This window comes from Teredinibacter haidensis (genome assembly GCF_014211975.1).
Taxonomy (GTDB): domain Bacteria; phylum Pseudomonadota; class Gammaproteobacteria; order Pseudomonadales; family Cellvibrionaceae; genus Teredinibacter; species Teredinibacter haidensis.
In genome coordinates this window covers 3,076,029-3,094,045 of sequence record NZ_CP060084.1, presented here as the reverse complement: position 1 = coordinate 3,094,045, position 18,017 = coordinate 3,076,029, and the positions used below count along the sequence as shown (strand labels likewise).

Below are 18,017 nucleotides of genomic sequence, written 5' to 3'. Positions count from 1 at the left end.
TACACTGACGCGTTTGGGGGTGTGCAGTTATATCTGTTAACCCGTGTTGTATAAAAAAGGTAAAAATTGGAGTGAGAAAGTGAAAAAACGACTGTGCTTGTCACTATTAGCGATGACAATTTCTTCAGCTTCCCTGGCGGGCTCTTATCAAGCAGAGCTTACTGGTACGTTGGGGCGGATGGAAGTAGATGGAGCAGATAACGCGTTACTATTTGGTGTTGGTGGTGAATTCCATTTTGCCCCTGTAGACACTTCGGGCAAGCCTTTGGCAGAAGCCGCATTTTTAAACAAATCTTCGAATGTTAATGCCGGGCTAGCTTTTGCGAATAGTGATGATTATGACGTTACAACGACCTATCTCGGTGCAGATGTCTACTTACCTAATACTATGGTTTTTATTGGTGTTGATTATACCCGTATGGACACCGACGATTGGGATGATAGCTATTTCTCCGTAACTGGTGGTGTTACTCCTATCGATGGGCTGTTACTGACAACAACTTATGTCGAAGATAGTGGCTACGACCTTAACCTGCAGGCAAAGTATGTAACGCAGTTGTCCGGCGGACAAGCGGTAAGTGTTTTCGGTAGCTTTGAAGACAATGATAGTAATATTTTTTCGGTTGGCTGCGACTTTTACCTAAATCGTGCGACCAGTGTCGGCTTGGAGGTTACCGACACAGGAAGCGATAAAGCCTATACCTTTAGCGCTAACCATTTCCTAAGTGAAGTGACCTTTGTCGGCGCTTATTACATCAATCAGGAAGTAGCGGATACTCTGGGTGTGGAAGGGGGGATGCGCTTTTAGTCGTGGTTCCGTTTTCCTTCCTCTAAATCCATAGGTACGTTGGATCACTCTTTATGGATACCCAGTGCAGGCCTGTTACTGGGTATCACTACCACTCCAAAATCATTGAAGACATAGAAGCTGGGTGTTTACCTGTGTAACCGCGGTGAGCGTCGAAAGCATGCCTGCATTTTATACTGGCCCAGATAAAACCGAAGGATACTGGTGTCCGGCGATTGATAATTATAGGGCTGCAAAAGTAGTCTCCAGTTTAGTGGTTGTACCGGATATACCCCGCCTGAGTCAAACGGTTGATGTTGTCAGTAATTTTTACAGCGGGTATTGGTTTTACTCTTGAATGTTAAGAAAAGTGCTTTGATATCAGTATGATAGAGATGTGGCCCGGTTTTTGACTGTTATCTTGATAGCGTTTTTTGGGTCGTCAATAGGCGGGGTATAAAACGCTAAGGTATAGAGTTCTCGGGCAGGTATTCTGCTCGTTTGCAAAAGGTTAACAGGAAGGGATAGTTTGTATGTTAAGTAATAAAAATAAATTGATTGGAGGGGCGATTTTAAGCTTGAGCTTATTGGCCTCTTCCGCATCTGCAACCGTTATCGGTATGTTTACCGATGGAAGTATTGGTAATGCGGCCAATAATATGGATACGGTTGTTAGTGGTGGTGGGTTAACGCCCGGTGATGGCGCAGACTCCTGGGTTGCCTTGTCATCTTCGACAGTAAACAGTATGTCTACTGCTGATCTTCTGGCAGCGTACGACACTATTGTGTTGCCATGGTTCGTGGATACCTCTTTGAATGCCGATTGGGATACCGTTATTTTACCTTACCTGAATGGCGGCGGTAAGATTTTGTGGGAAGACCCCAAAAATATTGCGGAAATTTCAGGTGCGAGTAGTGGCCTTTCCCTGTCTAGTGGAAACTCATACGGTTCCGGTATTGGCGAAGGCAGTATTTCCCTCGTAGCGCCTTTTGGTGACGACAGCGCTAGCGGTTACTACCATATTCACTACAGTATTCTGGGTGCTTCCAGTGACTGGAGTGTATTCAGTACCGATACTAACGGTGGCATTCACGGTGTTTATCGCGAGTTCGATAACGGTGGCCGTATGGTGCTGGGTGTGAGCGATAACCTTTATCACCCGAACTTTAGCAGTGCCGAGGAAGCGGATCACTATGCTCTTACTTTAAACGAGCTAAATTGGTTGAACACAGGATCTGTTTCCGGTGTGGCGGTTCCTGAGCCTGCTTCTGTTATGCTTCTTGGTTTCGGCCTACTGGGCTTGGCGGCTTCCAGACGAAAGCGTGCTGCTTAAGTAGCGGAACATTAACAAGGGAAAATATTTCTCTGTTAATAAAAAAAAGCCCGCCGGGCGTTGTCTGGCGGGCTTTTTTTGTCTGCGCTAAGTCGCTTTTTATGAGTTTGGTGATGGTGGCTAGCTGACGTCAAACCAGTGTCGGGTGCGATTTACAAAGGCTACCAGAGAGAGCATAACCGGCACTTCCACCAATACACCGACCACCGTGGCCAGCGCCGCGCCAGATTGTAAGCCAAACAGGGATATTGCGACGGCGACAGCTAGCTCAAAAAAGTTTGAAGTACCAATCATGCATGCCGGTGCTGCGATATTATGCGGAAGCTTTAATACCTTGGCTGCAACATAGGCAAGGGTAAAAATACCGTATGTTTGTAATAGCAGTGGAATGGCTATCAATACAATGGCTAGCGGTTTTTGCAGAATAACTTCCGCCTGGAAGCCAAACAGTAAAACAACCGTTGCTAATAAGCCAACAATGGACCAGGGCTTCAACGTATTCACGAAGGTGTTCACTTCGTGGTGGTCTGTAGATTTGTCCAGGACTTTGCGGGTAAAGAAGCCCGCCAGTAGTGGGAATAGAACATACAGTACTACGCTTAATAGCAGCGTCTGCCACGGTACCTGAATATCGGAAATGCCCAGTAAAAACGCCGCGATAGGTGCGAAAGCAAAAATCATAATGACGTCGTTCACCGATACTTGCACCAGGGTATAGTTGGCATCGCCTTTAGTCAGTTGGCTCCATACGAACACCATTGCTGTGCAGGGTGCTACACCCAGTAATATCATTCCTGCGATGTATTCCGATGCCGTTGTCGGATCGACCATAGAGACGAAAAACACCTTGAAAAATAGCCAGCCCAGCGCTGCCATGGTAAAGGGTTTGATCAGCCAGTTTATAACGAGGGTTAAAAGCAGGCCCTTAGGTTTTTTTCCTATATCTTTAATGGAAGAAAAATCGACCTGAACCATCATCGGGTAAATCATTACCCAGATGAAAATGGCAACCGGTAGGTTCACATGGGCGATTTCGAGCTGCGCAAAAAACTCAAAAAGCCCCGGCATAAAATTGCCGAGCAGAACACCCACCAGAATACATAGGCCAACCCATATACTGAGGTAACGCTCGAAAAGGCCCATTAATCACTATCTCCAATTGCCCTCAAGGCTGCTCTCAGTTCGGTTGACTGTAATCGGGTTAGATCCAGCTGTACAACTTTTGCTATTCGGTTTTCGATCGTTGCCATTACTGCATAAAATGCGTTGCGTATGTCCGTTTCGCTGCCCTCCAGTTTGGATGGGTCTGGCAGCCCCCAGTGCACCACGATGCTATTGCCAAACCACGTTGGACAGGCTTCGTTTGCCGCGCTGTCGCACACGGTAAATACAATATCGGGCGCAAAGCTTTCATGCTCGTCCCAGGATTGGCTTTGCAAGCCCTCGGTGCTAACACCTTTTTCTTGCAAGTATTTCAGTGACAGTGGGTGCACTTCACCCACAGGGGAGCTTCCTGCACTGCGGGCTTCTAGTATTCCCTTGCCAATATGATTAGTTATGGCTTCGCCGAGGATGCTTCGGCAGCGATTGTGGGTGCAAATAAATAATGCTTTCATAGGTCTCCCTTTCGAGTTCTTAACTTTGCGGTTGAGAATTTATTGCTTTAAGTTTTAGCGGCTGATCCTGCTATGCGGGCAAAGTTGCCAGCTGGCTGTATTACTGACTTAAGCCGGTGTAATTAAGTTTCGTGTACGTGAGGTGGCAAAATACTGTAATTAGTGAAATTGCGACATCGTCTCGGTCGCTCTTTAAGTAGAGCTTTATGATGATTGTATCTCTACAGGCGTAGAGGGAGAGAAACTTTTACTTGTAAGTTTACAAACAGGTTCCGCCCGCTCTGCACGCCGGAATCGGCAATTTTTTTGTCGATTTTAGTTTGGTATATCGGGCCCTAGATCCTGAAATGCGCACCGTTCCATGGTCGTGATAGTACTGCGCAGGCTAAAGATCATGTCGTGAATACAAATTTTTCGGTTGCAGCATACCCGTGTACTAAACGTTCGCAAAGCCTCCAGTAACTTGTTGAGCCGTTACCATCAAGAAAGCCTGCGTGATTTAACTAAAACATTGTCGCGTAGGGAATATTGATAGTGTTCCCTCTTGATGCCAGCCTTGGGTGTTGCAGTGGTATTTTAGTTTAGGCAGTGCTGCGAGAGTTAGGCCGCGTTAATTCAGTAGAGGAGGGGCCGACAAAAGGGTCCAGTATAATTCCATACTTTATTCGTATTGAAATGAAACCGGTTACAATATAATTTCGATCATGCTTCCAAGTAGTTGATTCATATCATAAATAAAGATAGATAATATGTAATCGATTACTTTTTGGGTGCGCTGTAGGTCGAATTGCGATCAAAAAATAAAAATAAGTAGTTTCAATTTCGTTGTACCGATTTTTCGCAGCCCTTTACATTCTGATGTTGCCGTTTGGTTGCCCTTTCTGTGCGATAGAGATTGTTACCGTCAAAAGAAACAGGAACTTGTAAAATATGAATAAAATAATAGTTGGTTTTACCTCGAAATTAATTGCCGCAGGTGCAATCATTGCTTTGGCAGCCAGCAGCTGGGCCGGTTTTTCGGTATCGGGCACTAAACTTTTGGATGGAAATGGCCAGGAATTCAAAATGCGTGGCATTAACCATCCGCATGCTTGGTTTACCGGTAATACCCAGGCAATTGCTGAAATCGCTGCTACTGGTGCCAACGTGGTACGTGTGGTTTTGAGCGATGGGCAGCAATGGTCGCGCACACCGGCTTCCGAAGTCTCCAGCTTGATTTCGTTGTGTCAGCAAAATCAGATCGTATGCCTGTTGGAAGTGCATGATGCTACGGGTTCTGGTGAGGAAAGCGCTGCTGGTACGCTAACGCAGGTTGCTCAGTACTGGGTGGATATTGCCAGTACTCTGAAGGGCCATGAAGATTACGTCATCATTAACATTGCCAATGAGCCATTCGGCAATGACCAGCCCGAGAGCGACTGGATTGATCAGCACCGCAGTGCAATTCAGGCTTTGCGTAACGCCGGTTTGAGCCATACACTGATCGTGGATGCGCCCAATTGGGGGCAAGATTGGGCCGGTACCATGAAGAATAATGCTGCCCAGGTAGCATCGGCTGATAACCTTAGCAATACCATGTTCAGTGTACATATGTATGAAGTTTATCAAGACCGAAGCACTATCGAATCGTATGTGTCCGACTTCCTGAACAATAATGGACTGCCCTTGATTGTGGGTGAATTTGGGGCCGATCACCAGGGTTCTGAGGTGGATGAAGAGTCTATTATGGCCGTTGCGGCGCAGTATGGTATTGGTTATCTGGGCTGGTCTTGGTCGGGCAATGGTGATTGTTGTGGCACCCTGGATGTAGTGAATGATTTTAATAGCGGTAGCGTTACCGTTTGGGGGGATCGCCTTATTAACGGCGCGAATGGTATTGCCTCTACTTCTATCCGTGCGAGTACCTTTGGTGGCTCCAGTGGTAGCTCCAGTTCTGCAAGTGTCAGTAGCAGTGTCGCCTCCAGCTCCAGTAGCTCGTCTTCTACTGCGGCGATTCAGCAGTGTGATTGGTATGGATCTATTCACCCCGTTTGTGTCGATCAGTCTTCGGGTTGGGGATGGGAAAACGGTCAAAGCTGTCTTGGCGCTGAAACGTGTATTGATTTTGTTGGTAGTGCTGTTTCATCTTCCAGTAGTTCCTCCAGTGTGGTTTCGTCTAGCAGCTCCTCTTCTGTCAGCAGTAGTTCATCTAGTAGTAGCTCGTCTAGTTCCACTGCGTCTTCCGCTGTTTGTAATTGGTATGGTACAAACTATCCAATGTGTAGTAACACAGAAAGTGGCTGGGGCTGGGAAAATCAGCAGAGCTGTATTTCTCCAAGCACCTGCTCGTCCCAGTAGACTGTAAGGTCTACATAAGTGCGGCGGGTGTACCCGCCGCACTTATGGCTAAAGCAGCTCCTCTTCCAGTACGTTTAGCGGTACGGCACCAAGTCTTAGCAGCCTGTCGTGGAAGGCACGAATATCAAAATCTCCCCCAAGCTCTTTTTTCGACGTTTCTCGCAATTCCAAAATTTTTAGCATGCCGATTTTGTAAGCGGTGGCCTGCGAGGGCATAACAATATAGCGCTCAATTGCGCGGCGGGCGTCTTCTCTGGGGTTAGGCGTGTTCTCAACCAAATAATCGATTGCTTGTTCGCGAGTCCATTTCTTGGCGTGAAGGCCAGTGTCCACCACTAGACGGCAGGCTCGCCACAACTCCATCGCAAGACGACCAAAATCGGAGTAGGGGTCTTTGTATAGACCCATTTCTTTCGGTAGAAGCTCAGAGTAAAGGCCCCATCCTTCTATATAGGCCGTGAAGTGCGAATACTTGCGGAAGCGGGGAATATCACCCAACTCGGTGGCAATACTGAGTTGCATATGATGGCCTGGTAACGCCTCGTGATAGGCTAGCGCCTGCAATTGGTAGGTTGGCATATTGCGCATATCGTAGAGGTTTACGTAGTAAATTCCAGGACGGGAACCGTCGGGTGGGGGGGATTGATAGAAGGCTTTCCCCGCAGATTTCTCCCTGAAGGCTTCAACCGCTTTGACAATAAGATCGGCTTTGGGTTGGGTAATAAATAATTCGCCCAGCTTGCTTTTAATCTCTGCGATTACGGCTTGTGTTCTTGCCAGATAAGCCGCTTTACCCTCTTGGTCGTTGGGGTGATAGAACTGCTTATCTTCTTTCATGAAAGTGAAAAATTCTTGCAGGCTGCCGTCGAATTTTACCTGCTGCAGAATGGTTTGCATGTCCCGGTGAATACGTGAAACTTCATTTAAGCCCAGCTGATGAATGTTGTTTGCGGTCAGATTTGTTGTGGTCGTGCGCTTGAGAGCAGCGTTATAAAAGTCTTCTCCTTTGGGAAATTTCCAGGCGCCGGCGCGATCATCGGCCTGTTTTTCCAGGGATTTTAGTGTATCAATGAGTTTTAGGTAAGCGGGCTTTAGCTGTCTGGATAAGGCTTGTTCGGCATCGGCAATCAATAGCTGCTTTTGCTTTTGTTTTAAATCCAGGTTGTTCACTTTTACGGTGAAATCGTTGAGCAGGGCAGAGTTTTCTCCCTTATCAAAGGGTGCGCCTTTAAGTAGGTTTAGGCTGTCTTCTATTACCATAGGGAAGACGAACTTGGGGGCGATAATGCCTTTTTTGGCTCGGCTGTCCAAGCCGTCTATCACTTGGTCCATCAAGCGGGGTACGGCCTTTAGGCGGGAGATATATGCTTTGGCATCATTAAGGCTGGTGATTGTATGTTGGTTGATTAAGACCGAAGGCACGGTTGTGTGCCAGCCAAACATCTGGTTTATCGGATAGCCGTGATAGCGCCACTGGAAGTGTTCAATATCGTTCGTGAGCTGTAGCTCCAGTAGGCGATAACTTAATGCCAGCTCAGATGAGAGCTGCTTTCGATCAATAGCGTGTAAACGCTTTAGTTGCTGTTGATGAAGCTCGTGCGTTTGTTGTTGAAACGTCTCGGATAAATCATCCCACTTGTCGTAATCGGTTTTGATTCCGAGATCGGTTTGCCATAGGGGGCTTCGTGCCAGCCACTCGTCGAAAACGGTGTCGAACAGTTGGTTGGCTTTTTCATCGAGCTTGTTGTTGCTCGCGATGGCCATAGGCGAAAAGGCTATGCAAAATAACAGGAAAAGCAGGGGCTGGCGAAAGAGGTGCATGGTTTTAGGTTTCCTTACTTGTTGATAGTGGGCTAGGGTGTGAATCTGCTCCGGTAATGTCCCGGTAAAGCATACACCCTGGAGCCGTAATAGTTTTTGTTCTGGTATTTTTTGTTGGTAGAATAAGTGAACCTCTGAGCAAGTCCAAGCAGCTTATACTTTGCCGGAGTTTCTGTTGCCTGCTGAAGGGCTACGGCATGGCCAGCCGGAATCATGCTTTGAGTGGCGCGGCCCTAGAGTGCAGGCTCTATTTGAACGTATTCGGGGCTCCCTGAGGTTTAAAACAGTATTGCGTAATGTGAATAGTCTACGTAGTTGTTGCTGGACCACTGTCTACCGGAGATTGCATTATGCCTGTTACTGCTTATATCACTCACTCCACCTGCGCCAAACACGACATGGGGCTTGATCACCCTGAATCCCCTCAGCGCTTGGCCGCTATTAACGACACCTTGATACATAAACGTATAATGGATCTGCTCCGGGTATACGAAGCTGAGCCTGTTTCGTCTGAACAGCTGAAGCGTGTGCACACCCATCAATATGTTCAGCTCGTGCAAGACAGCGCCCCTTTGGAGGGGTTGGTACCGCTAGACGCGGACACCAGTATGAACGCTTTCTCTCTTGAGGCCGCTCAGCTTGCAGCGGGTGCTGTGGTTCAAGCGGTTGATTTACTTATGCAGGATAAAGCCGATAACGCATTCTGTGCCGTGCGTCCACCTGGGCACCATGCAGAGCACGATAGGGCGATGGGCTTTTGTATCTTTAACAATATTGCGGTGGGTGTGGCGCATGCACTGCAACAATATGGATTAAAGCGCGTCGCGATTGTCGATTTCGATGTGCACCATGGTAATGGCACGGAGGATATCTTTCAGGATGATTCTAGAGTGATACTGTGTTCAACTTTCCAATCTCCGTTTTATCCCTACCGTTACGGTGACAGTATGGCGGGGCATCTTGTTAACGTTCCGTTGCCCGCAGGAACGACAAGTCAGGTGTTTCGCGAAGCCGTGGAGCAGCAATGGCTACCCGCATTGAATCAGTTCGATCCCGAGATGATTTTTATCTCCGCAGGTTTTGATGCCCACAAAGATGACCCTTTGGCGGGGTTCAATCTAGTGGAAGACGATTATGCCTGGGTCACCGAACAGATTAAGTCCGTAGCTGCGCGCTGTTGTGCCAACCGTATCATTTCATCGTTGGAGGGGGGCTACCATTTAAGTGCTCTGGGTGCTTCGGTGGCCGCGCATGTGGGGGTGCTGGCCGGACTGCACTTGCCTGCGTCGGCTCAAAAGATTGCCTCAGACTAGCGGTACTTTTCTTTGGGGCATAAAAAAAGCGCTTCGTTTTCACGAAGCGCTTTGGGTTCTACTTTTTGCGTTTAAGTCTTAGAAAGATCCTTTAACAACAAAAGAAGCTCTGCGGTCAGAAACGAACCAGGAGCGACCAGCTTCCAACATCTCGTCATTCAGAACCATAAGTGTTTTAGATTGTGAATTGGTGATATTGGTAAGCTGAAGACCTACGGTGATGTAGTCGTTCACATCGTAGAAGAGCGATCCATCCAGCTGACCGTGATCGTCATAATACAGAGGCACCTTACTAATAACATCTCGTGTTGTTAGCAGGTACTTAGAGCGCCAGTTGTATGCTAAACGGGCATTCCAAGCGTCGTTTTCAAACATGCCGACGACGTTGGCAGTGTGTTCAGACTGACCCTGCAGTGGAATGTTATCGAGGTTTACGCGCAGTCCGGTATCTTGGCTGTTATCAAGCCCTTCGCTATCTACAACAGATTGGAAATCAACCTGATTATTCGGTACACCGCTGGCATCAATATATGTATATGTTGCCTGAATACCGAAGCCTTCGAACATTCCGTCAAAGAACTGTTGGTAAGACAGCTCTAAACCGTCCATTTTAGCGCTGCCGCCATTGATGGTACTGTCAACATCCACCAATTGTGTTACGCCCGTGTCGGGATTGGTGATTAGCTGATAGTTGGAGCCCTTAATAAAGTAGTCGCTCAGGTTTTTGTGGAAGATCGTTCCGCTTAACTGGCCGACATCCGAGAAGTACCATTCCAGTGCCACATCGTACTGAACAGACTGCATGGGTCTCAGGTGAGGGTTACCGCCACTACCAGTCCAGCCCTTGATGTAGGCGTTGTCAATCATTCCCTCGTAGGGGTTTGTTTCACCTTCTACGATTTCGGGGAGGTCATTCATGCGGATCGAAGTCGGGTTGTAGTTGAGAACACCAACGTCAACGCGGTTTCTTACATCACTGATATCGGGCAGAGCGACGGCCTTGGCAACGGCAAAGCGAGCGATAAGGTCATCGGTCATTTCCACTTTCAGGTTGAAGCTGGGTAAAAACATATTGAAATCAGCTTCTGTTGTGGTTGGCAGTTCCGCGTCGTTACCGAAGTTGCGTTCATCTGCAGTAAGGTAGTTGATGGGCTCATCGATCCAGGCGTTCGCGTCGGCTTCGAGAGCATCCTCAACAGTCGCGTATTCACCTTCGGTTACTTGTTGATTGACATAAGCCATAACGGCTTCACCCGTTAAAGGTAGTGCCAAACCTGCAGGAGCTATATCTCTCGCTAAGTCGATATTGAGATCAGGGTAGATAATTGCGCCATCGGCTCTACGTGTCAGTTTCGCGTAACGCATGCCAATATTACCGCTGTAGCGTAATTCCGCGTCGTTGCCAAAGTCTATCCGAACATATAACGCTTCGTTTTCTTCGCGGGTATAGCTGATCTCTCCAGCTGTGAATGTGCCATATTCAGCATCAACACCGTCTCGTGAGGAAAGTCTGTTATCTGCCCATTCACCGCCTTCGGCATCGATGATTTCTCGCGCTGGGCTTGCACCCATTACCATGCGAACGAACTCTTCTGATGCGTGAATAGTTTTGTTACCCGGAATGTTGAGTGCGTCGCCTCCGTGGAAGTCTGACCAGTCAACATATTCGGCGTATTGATACTGATCGGCATACCGTCCTTCCTCGTCCAGTAACCAGCCTGCGGGGGTTGAACTTGCCCATTCTGGACCGACGGATTTCCAGTTGTAGCCGGAACGACGAACAATTTGCTCGCGATCGGAGTAGCGTACACCTGCTTTGACGGACTTGAGAATACCGACGTCTTCAAAATAATAGGTACCATCTAGGCGTAGGGCAGTTAATTCGCCTTCGGAGCGCTCGTAGTGCTCCATGCCTGAACGCCAGTAATAGTTGTTTGGATCCTGGAAATAGTTGGCATCACCTTCTGGGTCTTCACTGAATCCTGGGTTATCTCTCAGGAATTCCTCTCGGTTAGCATCTCTGTAGCCAAACCAGGGCTCAATAAGAGTGAGTGATGGGGTATCGCCTGAGATGTCGTATTGCTGACCGGCGAAAGATGCGGTGTGGATTGCCAAGTCATCTTGTTTGGTGTCGGCTTTGATGTACTGGAAGTCACCACTGAGCTCCAGGTTATCTGCCGCTTGCCATTCAACGTTAAGGTTCATGTCCTCAACGAGTGACTTGGTGTCATTAATACGGCTGTCGAACTGCATTTTTTGTCCAAACTGCTGGCCGTTTCTGCCGTCAGAGGGGAAGTGCTTGGCGTTTTCTGCGTCGGTAGACCCAATCCAATTCACGAATTTAAGTGTGCCTGACTGGAATAGACCATCGTCATTAAAATTGATAGTGGTGTGATCAAGCGCGGTAGAGCGAACATCATCGGCATCTGTTGGGTAGCTACCCTGGTACTTAATCGCCTTTTCATACCAGACTAACTTGGAGTCAGAGCGGATGTATTCTGCGGTGACTTGAACGGTATCTTCAGGGTTTTTCCATTGGGCGGATGTCGCGAGGCCCTGGCGCTTACGGTCATCGAACTTTATTAGAGCGTTGGCGGAATTCGGCATCCACACAACAGGGTTATCATCAGCTTGGGCTGCATCAACGAAGCGCTCCGCTCCCGGTATGTTGCCGGCGTTGTACATGGAGTAAGCATCACTCTGAAGGCCATGAGACTCACCGAAAAGTTGAGAGTCGGCAATACTTATCAGGAATCCGAATTCACCTAAATCTGTATCCCAACGGTCGCTATACAGGCCGGAAAAGGTTGGGCTCCACTCTTCGGCAATATCGCCATAGGAGTAGTCCATGTTAAAGCCCAGTTGACGACCATCGGTGTCAAATGGCTTACGGGTTTTCAGGCTAATCGTGCCACCAATACCACCTTCGATCATATCGGCAGTCTGGTTTTTAAATACGTCGACACCACCCATTAATTCTGGTGATACGTCCTGGAAGGAAAGGCCACGACCGGAGTTTGCAGTGAAGGAATCGCGCCCATTGAATTCGGAACGCGTCTGGGTCATACCACGAATAATGGCGCCAGAGCCTTCCACACTGAAGTGATCGGGATCATCAGGGCCAGCAAAGCGTTCCACGGATACACCCGGTAAACGCTGAATGGCTTCCAGTACGCTACGGTCTGGCAGTGTGCCGATATCTTCTGCTGAAATGGCATCTACAAAAGTATCTGCTTCGCGTTTAATGTCTTGAGCATTCTGCAGGTTGACTCTGGTACCGCTAACGATAACCTCTTCAACCATAGCTCCTTCGTCGTCCTGCGCCGTGGCAGCGTGAGAGGCCAGGGCTCCCGCTAACACAACCAAAGAAGAAGCCAAGCCGAAGCCTGCTTTATTACGTAAATTGCGCAATTTTTGGTTCATGGAAAAACTCTCTTATATGTTATTAATAACGTTTTTGGGTTGAAGCATTTTTAATTATTGGTATGAAATACCTCGTTCCCTGAGGGCCGATATCAATGCTATAGCTCCAACTTTCCATAGGTTTGAACGTAAACCAAGCCGTATAGCTTTCTTTGGTAGCTACACCGGCGAAGGAATATCTATACAAATTGTATTCACGTCAGCCATTCTGCAATAAGGCCCTGTAATAGTCAAACGGACTATATATTTTTTTGATGTGCATCTACTAGCCTAAATGACAGCATAGTTGGTGTGCGCGGCGAAGACACGGTATAACTTTGCCAGAATAAAACGAAACTATGCCAATGGGGCAAACTATGAGCAAGAGGTTGTTGAATTTGATGGTTTTAAGGCGCGAGAGAATTAGGTGTGTAGCGCTGTGTTTACTGCTGAGTTGTTCGTGTAAAGGTACAAATGCAGAGAATGGCTCAATTGAAACAGCTGTGCTGGAGAGCGGCAAGCTTAGCTTTACGGTTACCCCCCAATTTGGCGGGCGGGTTCTTGGTTTTGCGCTAAAGGGACGTGACAATGTGCTGATGTTGGGTGAGGGGGTAAGTGCAGTTAAAGAGAAAGCTATATCGGCGTTATCAACCTGTCCGGACTACCGTGGACATATTGTCTGGCTGGGGCCGCAGAGTGAGTGGTGGCTGCACCAAAAAGCCAATTCTGAACGGTTTTCCAGCAAAGCCGTCTGGCCTCAAGATCCTTTTATTACTATGGCAGATAATCGCATCCAGAAGCGCAGTAAACACGAGCTGCAGCTTGAGGGAGTGAAAAGCAGCGTATCCGGTATGAGGATAGATAAGCACTTCGAATTACTGGAAGGCACCACAGCTCGCGTATTGCTGGGTGCCAGGGCAGAGAATATTCGAAAAGATGAAGCGTTAAGTTGGGATCTTTGGTTTAACTCGCGAGTAAATGTCACTAGCAAGGTTTATGTGCCGGTGGAAAAGGTTAAGGATGTACGCGCAGCCGTTTTTAGCTCGCAGGACAGTTCTTTCGATTTGCCCATCGATGATGGCATTATGGCATTGAACTGGAACGGCGAGGGCGAGGCTAATCGCATTCGTGGCAAGTTATTTATGCAGCCCTCTGCGGGCTGGATGGCGGCCTTTACCGAAGGACAGTTGTTTATTATTGAGTTTGATCATCAGCCACTTGCGAGTATTCATCCGGAGCAGGGGCAGGTGGAGCTTTATGTGGATAAACGGGAGGGGCGTGAGCAAGGGGTTATTGAGATGGAGTTGCATGCCCCTTACCGGAAATTGCAGCCGGGTGAGGCTATGGAAGCGACACAGCGTTGGAGTCTGTACCCCTATAATGGAGCTGATGACCCAGAACAGCATAGAAAGGCGTTGCGCGCCATACTGCGTTAGCTCTAGCAAATTGTCGCTGCTGGCAACTTTGCTCCGGCAGCGCGTGTTTTTTTCCGCTACAATACCCTCCGAAAAACCACAGCTCGTAGCAGAAGATCCCGCCGATATGACAAGAGTTCTTTTAGTACTTTCACTCTACCTTTTAACCAGCAGCGCTTACGCCTCCATAGCCGATTATTTTAAAGACGAATTGGGTCGTACCAAATGGCAGCATGTCGCCAATTTTTCAGGTGCAGTGCTGATAACACTTCTAACCATCACGTTGGTTACGTTATTCTTCAGCTATAGAAACAGCCGCAAAGCTAACCGCGAACTAAACGAGATCCGCAAAGATCTGGAAGATCGCGTGCGTGAACGAACCGCAACGCTGGCGCAGGCGAACGAAGCGTTGGAGGGGGAAATTGGTGAGCACAGGGAAACCATGGCAAGACTGCAGGATTCCCAAGGTTATATTAAAAGTATTGTCGATTCGATGCCGCTGATGCTTATTGGCCTGAACGAAAAAATGCAGATTACCCAGTGGAACACGTCTTCGGAAAAGGTCACTGGTGCTAAGCGCGAGCAGGTGTTGGGTAAAAACCTGTGGGAGGCCTACCCCACTATTACGCTGTCGTCGGAGCAGGTACAAGAAGTGCTCGAAACGAAAAAAACTACCACCATCAAACACAGCCAACGCGGGCAGTACTATTTTGATTTAACCCTTTATACGCTGCAAAGTAATAGCGATGTGGGTATTGTGATTATGCTGGAAGACGTGACCAAGCGGGTAAAAGCCGAGAACCGTTTGATCGAGCTGGATAAAATGGCGTCTATGGGGGAGTTGGCTGCGACTATGGCTATTGATGTAGGGACGCCACTGAAAACTATTATGGATAATTTACAGTGCATGAAAGCCTCTGCCTGCAACAGTTTGGACAAAGAGGAGATGAATACCTGTTTGGCCGCGGCCATAGAAGATGGGCGGCAGGCCAATGCCATTGTGAAAAACCTAGTGGATTTCTCCCTGAATCAGGGGGGAAAATTACAACTGGCCTCAATCCCTGAAATTATGGATCACACGATTGAGCTTGCCAGCCAGGTATTGTCCAACCCATCCGGCTTGAAGTTTCGCGATGTTAAATTGAAAAAAGACTACCAGGAAGGGATCAGTCGCGTGCCCTGCCAAACAGCAGAATTACAACAGGTTTTTCTGGGTGTTTTTCGCCACGCCTGTCACGCACTAGGTGAATGTGATCGGGACGATTTTTCGCCGCTGATCACTATCGAGATTAATGAGTTTTACGATGCCATCTGGATTAAGATGATTCACAACGGTAAGGGGCTTACCGCGGAAGAGCAGCAGAACATTTTTGAGCCTTTCTTTTTGAATAGCGAAAATCAGCAATCGCAGGGTTCTGGATTACAGCGTTTATCCTTTTCACATTTCGTTGTTACCGAGCATCATCATGGTCATATGGCGGTCACCTCCGATTTAGATGTTGGCACCACCTTCCATGTGCAAATGCAGGTGCGCTAATTTGAAGATCGTTCACCCTCGGCCTGCTGCTCTGTTATGTGTTTATTGCTTGGGTGGTATGGACCGGTAGGTATTCGCGTTCCATCATAAAGGAACACCGCTTTGCTAGCCTCCATTGCTAGGGGGCGGTAGTCTGGAAACGCACGCTCCCAGGCTGCTGAAATCGCATCGCCAATCAGTTCTGCCAGTATATTGTTACTATTACTGCTATTGTCTTTTGATGACTTCTCAATGGTTTTTTTCGCTCGCCAGAGTTCGTCACCGTTATGGCTAACTAAAAGGAATTCTAGGGTAACCTCTGTTGTTGATGACAGAATAACGTAGCGAGTATCCCAGCGCTCAACGCTTACATAGAGCACCGCATCTGCACCAAAAAGGTTGGCGATCTCGGTAGGTGCGAGCTTGTGGATCTCGTCGGCTTCGTACAAACCCTCATTTTCCAACACGACTTTTACGGTATTAACAGGAAACACGTAGTACCCCCTGTCCGCCAAAATTGTTGGTAGTACGCTTAACATTGTGCTCGGAGCGCTAATGTTGATGCTGCGGTTTGTGACGGGTAGGACAAGAATGGAGCGAACGCTGGCATTGTCAAATGCTTGTTGATAGCGGTTTACATGGGTGGATGACGTGGTTTCGCAGCCAGACAATAAAAATACAACGCATAACAGCGTTAGATGAACTAGCCTGTTAGTCGGCACTGTATCGTTTCTCCAAGTTTTGAATCATGGCCATCATTAATGTTTGGCTTTCCGGCCAGGTTTCGTATTCTTTTTTGTAGTACTCAATTGCCGTAGCACTGTCTCCTGTTTCAAGAAAAAAGGTACCCGCTTCGGCGTAAAGGCCTGGGGGGATAAGCTTTGCTGACTTTTCCAGATTGGCGATGTGTGCCACTAACTGTTGACGAACTTTAGCGTGTTCACTAGGGCGATGATAATACTCGTAAAGTCCATCGGAATACCCGCCCCAATTGTAGTGATTCTGGCTGGAGCAGGCACCGAGTAGCAGTATGCAGGCGATTAAGAGTATTTTCATTTTGGCAGGGGCAGGCTTTTGATAGCACCATCGCCGAGATAAATAGTTGAGCTGAAAACTACTTCGTTATTGCGGATCAGTTGTATAAGGTGAGTGCCGGATAGCAGTTTAAGCGCAGCTTCACCGTTTATAAACTCATTGGCTCTACCCATTACCAAGCTATCGACGACCACTTCAAACTCAGCGGTTTTTTGTCCTTTTGACGCAGGAATAAAGGAAATGGCTGGACGTTGATCGACAGTGATTTCGCTGGTTGTGGGCTGCTTTACGCAACCGGTTAGTAGTAGTGCCGTTAAGCAAAAGCTAATAATAATCAGTTTCATGGGGTGACCTCCTGTACAAGCAATTGATCGGGCTGGTAATTACCTAAACTGCCATTAACGAGTGTAACAACGGCGCCTTCATCCGTATCGCTTTTACCAAATAGCGAGGTAACTTTCACCCGCGCAATTTTTTTGCCGGGCAATTGAATAAGAAAGCCCGATTGGCCAGATTTTACTCTTTTACCTTTAACTAATACGTCGAACTCCATGCCTGTGGCCACGCCTTGGCTTGCGCCACCACTCATATAAACACCCTCGTTGTCAATGGAGAGTATGCTCGACTGCCAAGGCTGCTTAGTGAGCAACTGTGTTAACGTGTTCACAGCATCGGCAATGGCAATAGAAATGGCGCGGTCATTAATGGCTGCATCATAAGCGGCTTTGGATCCGAAGCCGGCTACGTTAACATTTTCGATAGAAGCTTCACCGGCTCCACTAAACGCTTCGGTAATCTGGCCTGTTGTTGTGTCGACAAGGCGCATATCCACTTTCGCGTAAGCGGTTTGCTTTTTACTGGAAGAAAAGAACCCTGATTCACCTGTGGTGCGTCGGCCAAACTCCGTCAGGGAGCCAATAACCAGAGCATCGGACCCTACCAGATTCAGCTCGCGACCAGTAAGGGCCGCCTCGTCCTGAATACGGCCGATATCCGGTCGTTCAAAGACCAGAAAATTACCGGATTCCGTTAACGCTTTCGAGAGCATATCTGTAACTTGCTTGCCTAAGGTATCGTCGTGGCTATCACGCAGCAGGCTCTTGCCGTGGAGAGTCTCATTGGACACGCGTCCCAGAGCAATTTTTCGCTTTAATGCGAGTTTTTTCGGTGTTTGTGCCTTTATAGAGGCCTGCGCCTGTCTCTGTTGGTCGAGGGAGTACCCGCTTTCTTTTTCTTTCACCTGTGGAGCCTGGCTGGCGCAGCCTGAAAAGAAAAAGGGGAGTAGTAAAAGTGGTAGGAAAAATCGAGCTTGAATGATTGTTTGCATAGTTTTGTCCTTTGTATGCAGCTAATCTAAAGGAGTTATTCTCCTGAAACTAAGCTGAACCAAACCTGAATGGCAGCGATGCCCCAGCAAAATTGTTGGGGCATTATAACGTTT

The 18,017-nt window shown here is 47.9% G+C and carries 14 protein-coding genes; 6 read left to right on the top strand and 8 right to left on the bottom strand.

Annotated features, from left to right (window positions below; all coding sequences use genetic code 11):
• Positions 1-79: 79 nt before the first annotated feature.
• Positions 80-808 (top strand): putative porin, encoded by a 729-nt coding sequence (locus H5715_RS12260; RefSeq protein WP_139309925.1) that lies wholly within the window; start codon positions 80-82, stop codon positions 806-808.
• A gap of 512 nt (positions 809-1,320) precedes the next feature.
• Positions 1,321-2,121 carry a PEP-CTERM sorting domain-containing protein gene (locus H5715_RS20265; protein ID WP_075187817.1) on the top strand — a complete coding sequence of 267 codons (801 nt, stop codon included), beginning with the start codon at positions 1,321-1,323 and terminating at the stop codon, positions 2,119-2,121.
• 120 nt (positions 2,122-2,241) lie between these two features.
• Here the strand turns inward: H5715_RS20265 and arsB are convergent, their stop codons facing one another.
• Positions 2,242-3,264: an ACR3 family arsenite efflux transporter gene (gene arsB / locus H5715_RS12250; RefSeq protein WP_075187816.1), complete on the bottom strand. Its 1,023-nt coding sequence runs from the start codon at positions 3,262-3,264 to the stop codon at positions 2,242-2,244.
• Positions 3,264-3,737: an arsenate reductase ArsC gene (locus H5715_RS12245; protein WP_075187815.1), complete on the bottom strand. Its 474-nt coding sequence runs from the start codon at positions 3,735-3,737 to the stop codon at positions 3,264-3,266. The genes arsB and H5715_RS12245 overlap by 1 nt, the downstream gene beginning before the upstream one ends.
• Before the next feature lie 930 nt (positions 3,738-4,667).
• On the opposite strand from H5715_RS12245, the gene H5715_RS12240 reads away from it, so the two are divergent.
• A complete protein-coding gene (locus H5715_RS12240) occupies positions 4,668-6,074 on the top strand; it encodes a cellulase family glycosylhydrolase (protein WP_185906525.1) in 1,407 nt (468 codons plus the stop codon).
• Positions 6,075-6,122: 48 nt separating this feature from the next.
• Here H5715_RS12240 and H5715_RS12235 read toward each other — a convergent pair whose 3' ends face one another.
• Positions 6,123-7,895 carry a DUF885 domain-containing protein gene (locus H5715_RS12235; RefSeq protein ID WP_075187813.1) on the bottom strand — a complete coding sequence of 591 codons (1,773 nt, stop codon included), beginning with the start codon at positions 7,893-7,895 and terminating at the stop codon, positions 6,123-6,125.
• A 350-nt stretch (positions 7,896-8,245) separates the two neighbouring features.
• On the opposite strand from H5715_RS12235, the gene H5715_RS12230 reads away from it, so the two are divergent.
• Positions 8,246-9,208 (top strand): histone deacetylase family protein, encoded by a 963-nt coding sequence (locus tag H5715_RS12230; RefSeq protein ID WP_075187812.1) that lies wholly within the window; start codon positions 8,246-8,248, stop codon positions 9,206-9,208.
• 78 nt (positions 9,209-9,286) lie between these two features.
• On the opposite strand, the gene H5715_RS12225 is transcribed toward H5715_RS12230, so the two are convergent.
• Positions 9,287-12,631, bottom strand: a complete 3,345-nt coding sequence (locus H5715_RS12225) for a TonB-dependent receptor (RefSeq protein WP_075187811.1) — start codon at positions 12,629-12,631, stop codon at positions 9,287-9,289.
• A gap of 356 nt (positions 12,632-12,987) precedes the next feature.
• On the opposite strand from H5715_RS12225, the gene H5715_RS12220 reads away from it, so the two are divergent.
• Positions 12,988-14,046, top strand: a complete 1,059-nt coding sequence (locus tag H5715_RS12220) for a DUF4380 domain-containing protein (protein WP_175574337.1) — start codon at positions 12,988-12,990, stop codon at positions 14,044-14,046.
• A gap of 106 nt (positions 14,047-14,152) precedes the next feature.
• Entirely contained in the window at positions 14,153-15,562 is a 1,410-nt protein-coding gene (locus H5715_RS12215; protein WP_075187872.1) for a two-component system sensor histidine kinase NtrB, read from the top strand.
• On the opposite strand, the gene H5715_RS12210 is transcribed toward H5715_RS12215, so the two are convergent.
• Genes H5715_RS12210 through H5715_RS12195 form a run of 4 tightly spaced genes read right to left on the bottom strand, consistent with a single transcriptional unit; the run spans position 15,559 to position 17,903 of the window.
• Entirely contained in the window at positions 15,559-16,263 is a 705-nt protein-coding gene (locus tag H5715_RS12210) for a GNA1162 family protein (RefSeq protein WP_075187810.1), read from the bottom strand. The genes H5715_RS12215 and H5715_RS12210 overlap by 4 nt on opposite strands.
• Positions 16,253-16,597 carry a DUF4810 domain-containing protein gene (locus H5715_RS12205; RefSeq protein ID WP_075187809.1) on the bottom strand — a complete coding sequence of 115 codons (345 nt, stop codon included), beginning with the start codon at positions 16,595-16,597 and terminating at the stop codon, positions 16,253-16,255. The genes H5715_RS12210 and H5715_RS12205 overlap by 11 nt, the downstream gene beginning before the upstream one ends.
• Entirely contained in the window at positions 16,594-16,920 is a 327-nt protein-coding gene (locus H5715_RS12200) for a hypothetical protein (RefSeq protein WP_075187808.1), read from the bottom strand. The genes H5715_RS12205 and H5715_RS12200 overlap by 4 nt, the downstream gene beginning before the upstream one ends.
• Positions 16,917-17,903 carry a CsgG/HfaB family protein gene (locus H5715_RS12195; protein ID WP_075187807.1) on the bottom strand — a complete coding sequence of 329 codons (987 nt, stop codon included), beginning with the start codon at positions 17,901-17,903 and terminating at the stop codon, positions 16,917-16,919. The genes H5715_RS12200 and H5715_RS12195 overlap by 4 nt, the downstream gene beginning before the upstream one ends.
• Positions 17,904-18,017: the final 114 nt, after the last annotated feature.

What these genes read in the sequence shown, in the direction of transcription:
- H5715_RS20265 (WP_075187817.1), top strand. Translation starts at nt 1,321, where the DNA reads ATGTTAAGTAATAAAAATAAATTGATTGGAGGGGCGATTTTAAGCTTG.
- arsB (WP_075187816.1), bottom strand. Translation starts at nt 3,264, where the DNA reads ATGGGCCTTTTCGAGCGTTACCTCAGTATATGGGTTGGCCTATGTATT.
- H5715_RS12245 (WP_075187815.1), bottom strand. Translation starts at nt 3,737, where the DNA reads ATGAAAGCATTATTTATTTGCACCCACAATCGCTGCCGAAGCATCCTC.
- H5715_RS12240 (WP_185906525.1), top strand. Translation starts at nt 4,668, where the DNA reads ATGAATAAAATAATAGTTGGTTTTACCTCGAAATTAATTGCCGCAGGT.
- H5715_RS12235 (WP_075187813.1), bottom strand. Translation starts at nt 7,895, where the DNA reads ATGCACCTCTTTCGCCAGCCCCTGCTTTTCCTGTTATTTTGCATAGCC.
- H5715_RS12230 (WP_075187812.1), top strand. Translation starts at nt 8,246, where the DNA reads ATGCCTGTTACTGCTTATATCACTCACTCCACCTGCGCCAAACACGAC.
- H5715_RS12225 (WP_075187811.1), bottom strand. Translation starts at nt 12,631, where the DNA reads ATGAACCAAAAATTGCGCAATTTACGTAATAAAGCAGGCTTCGGCTTG.
- H5715_RS12220 (WP_175574337.1), top strand. Translation starts at nt 12,988, where the DNA reads ATGAGCAAGAGGTTGTTGAATTTGATGGTTTTAAGGCGCGAGAGAATT.
- H5715_RS12215 (WP_075187872.1), top strand. Translation starts at nt 14,153, where the DNA reads ATGACAAGAGTTCTTTTAGTACTTTCACTCTACCTTTTAACCAGCAGC.
- H5715_RS12205 (WP_075187809.1), bottom strand. Translation starts at nt 16,597, where the DNA reads ATGAAAATACTCTTAATCGCCTGCATACTGCTACTCGGTGCCTGCTCC.
- H5715_RS12200 (WP_075187808.1), bottom strand. Translation starts at nt 16,920, where the DNA reads ATGAAACTGATTATTATTAGCTTTTGCTTAACGGCACTACTACTAACC.
- H5715_RS12195 (WP_075187807.1), bottom strand. Translation starts at nt 17,903, where the DNA reads ATGCAAACAATCATTCAAGCTCGATTTTTCCTACCACTTTTACTACTC.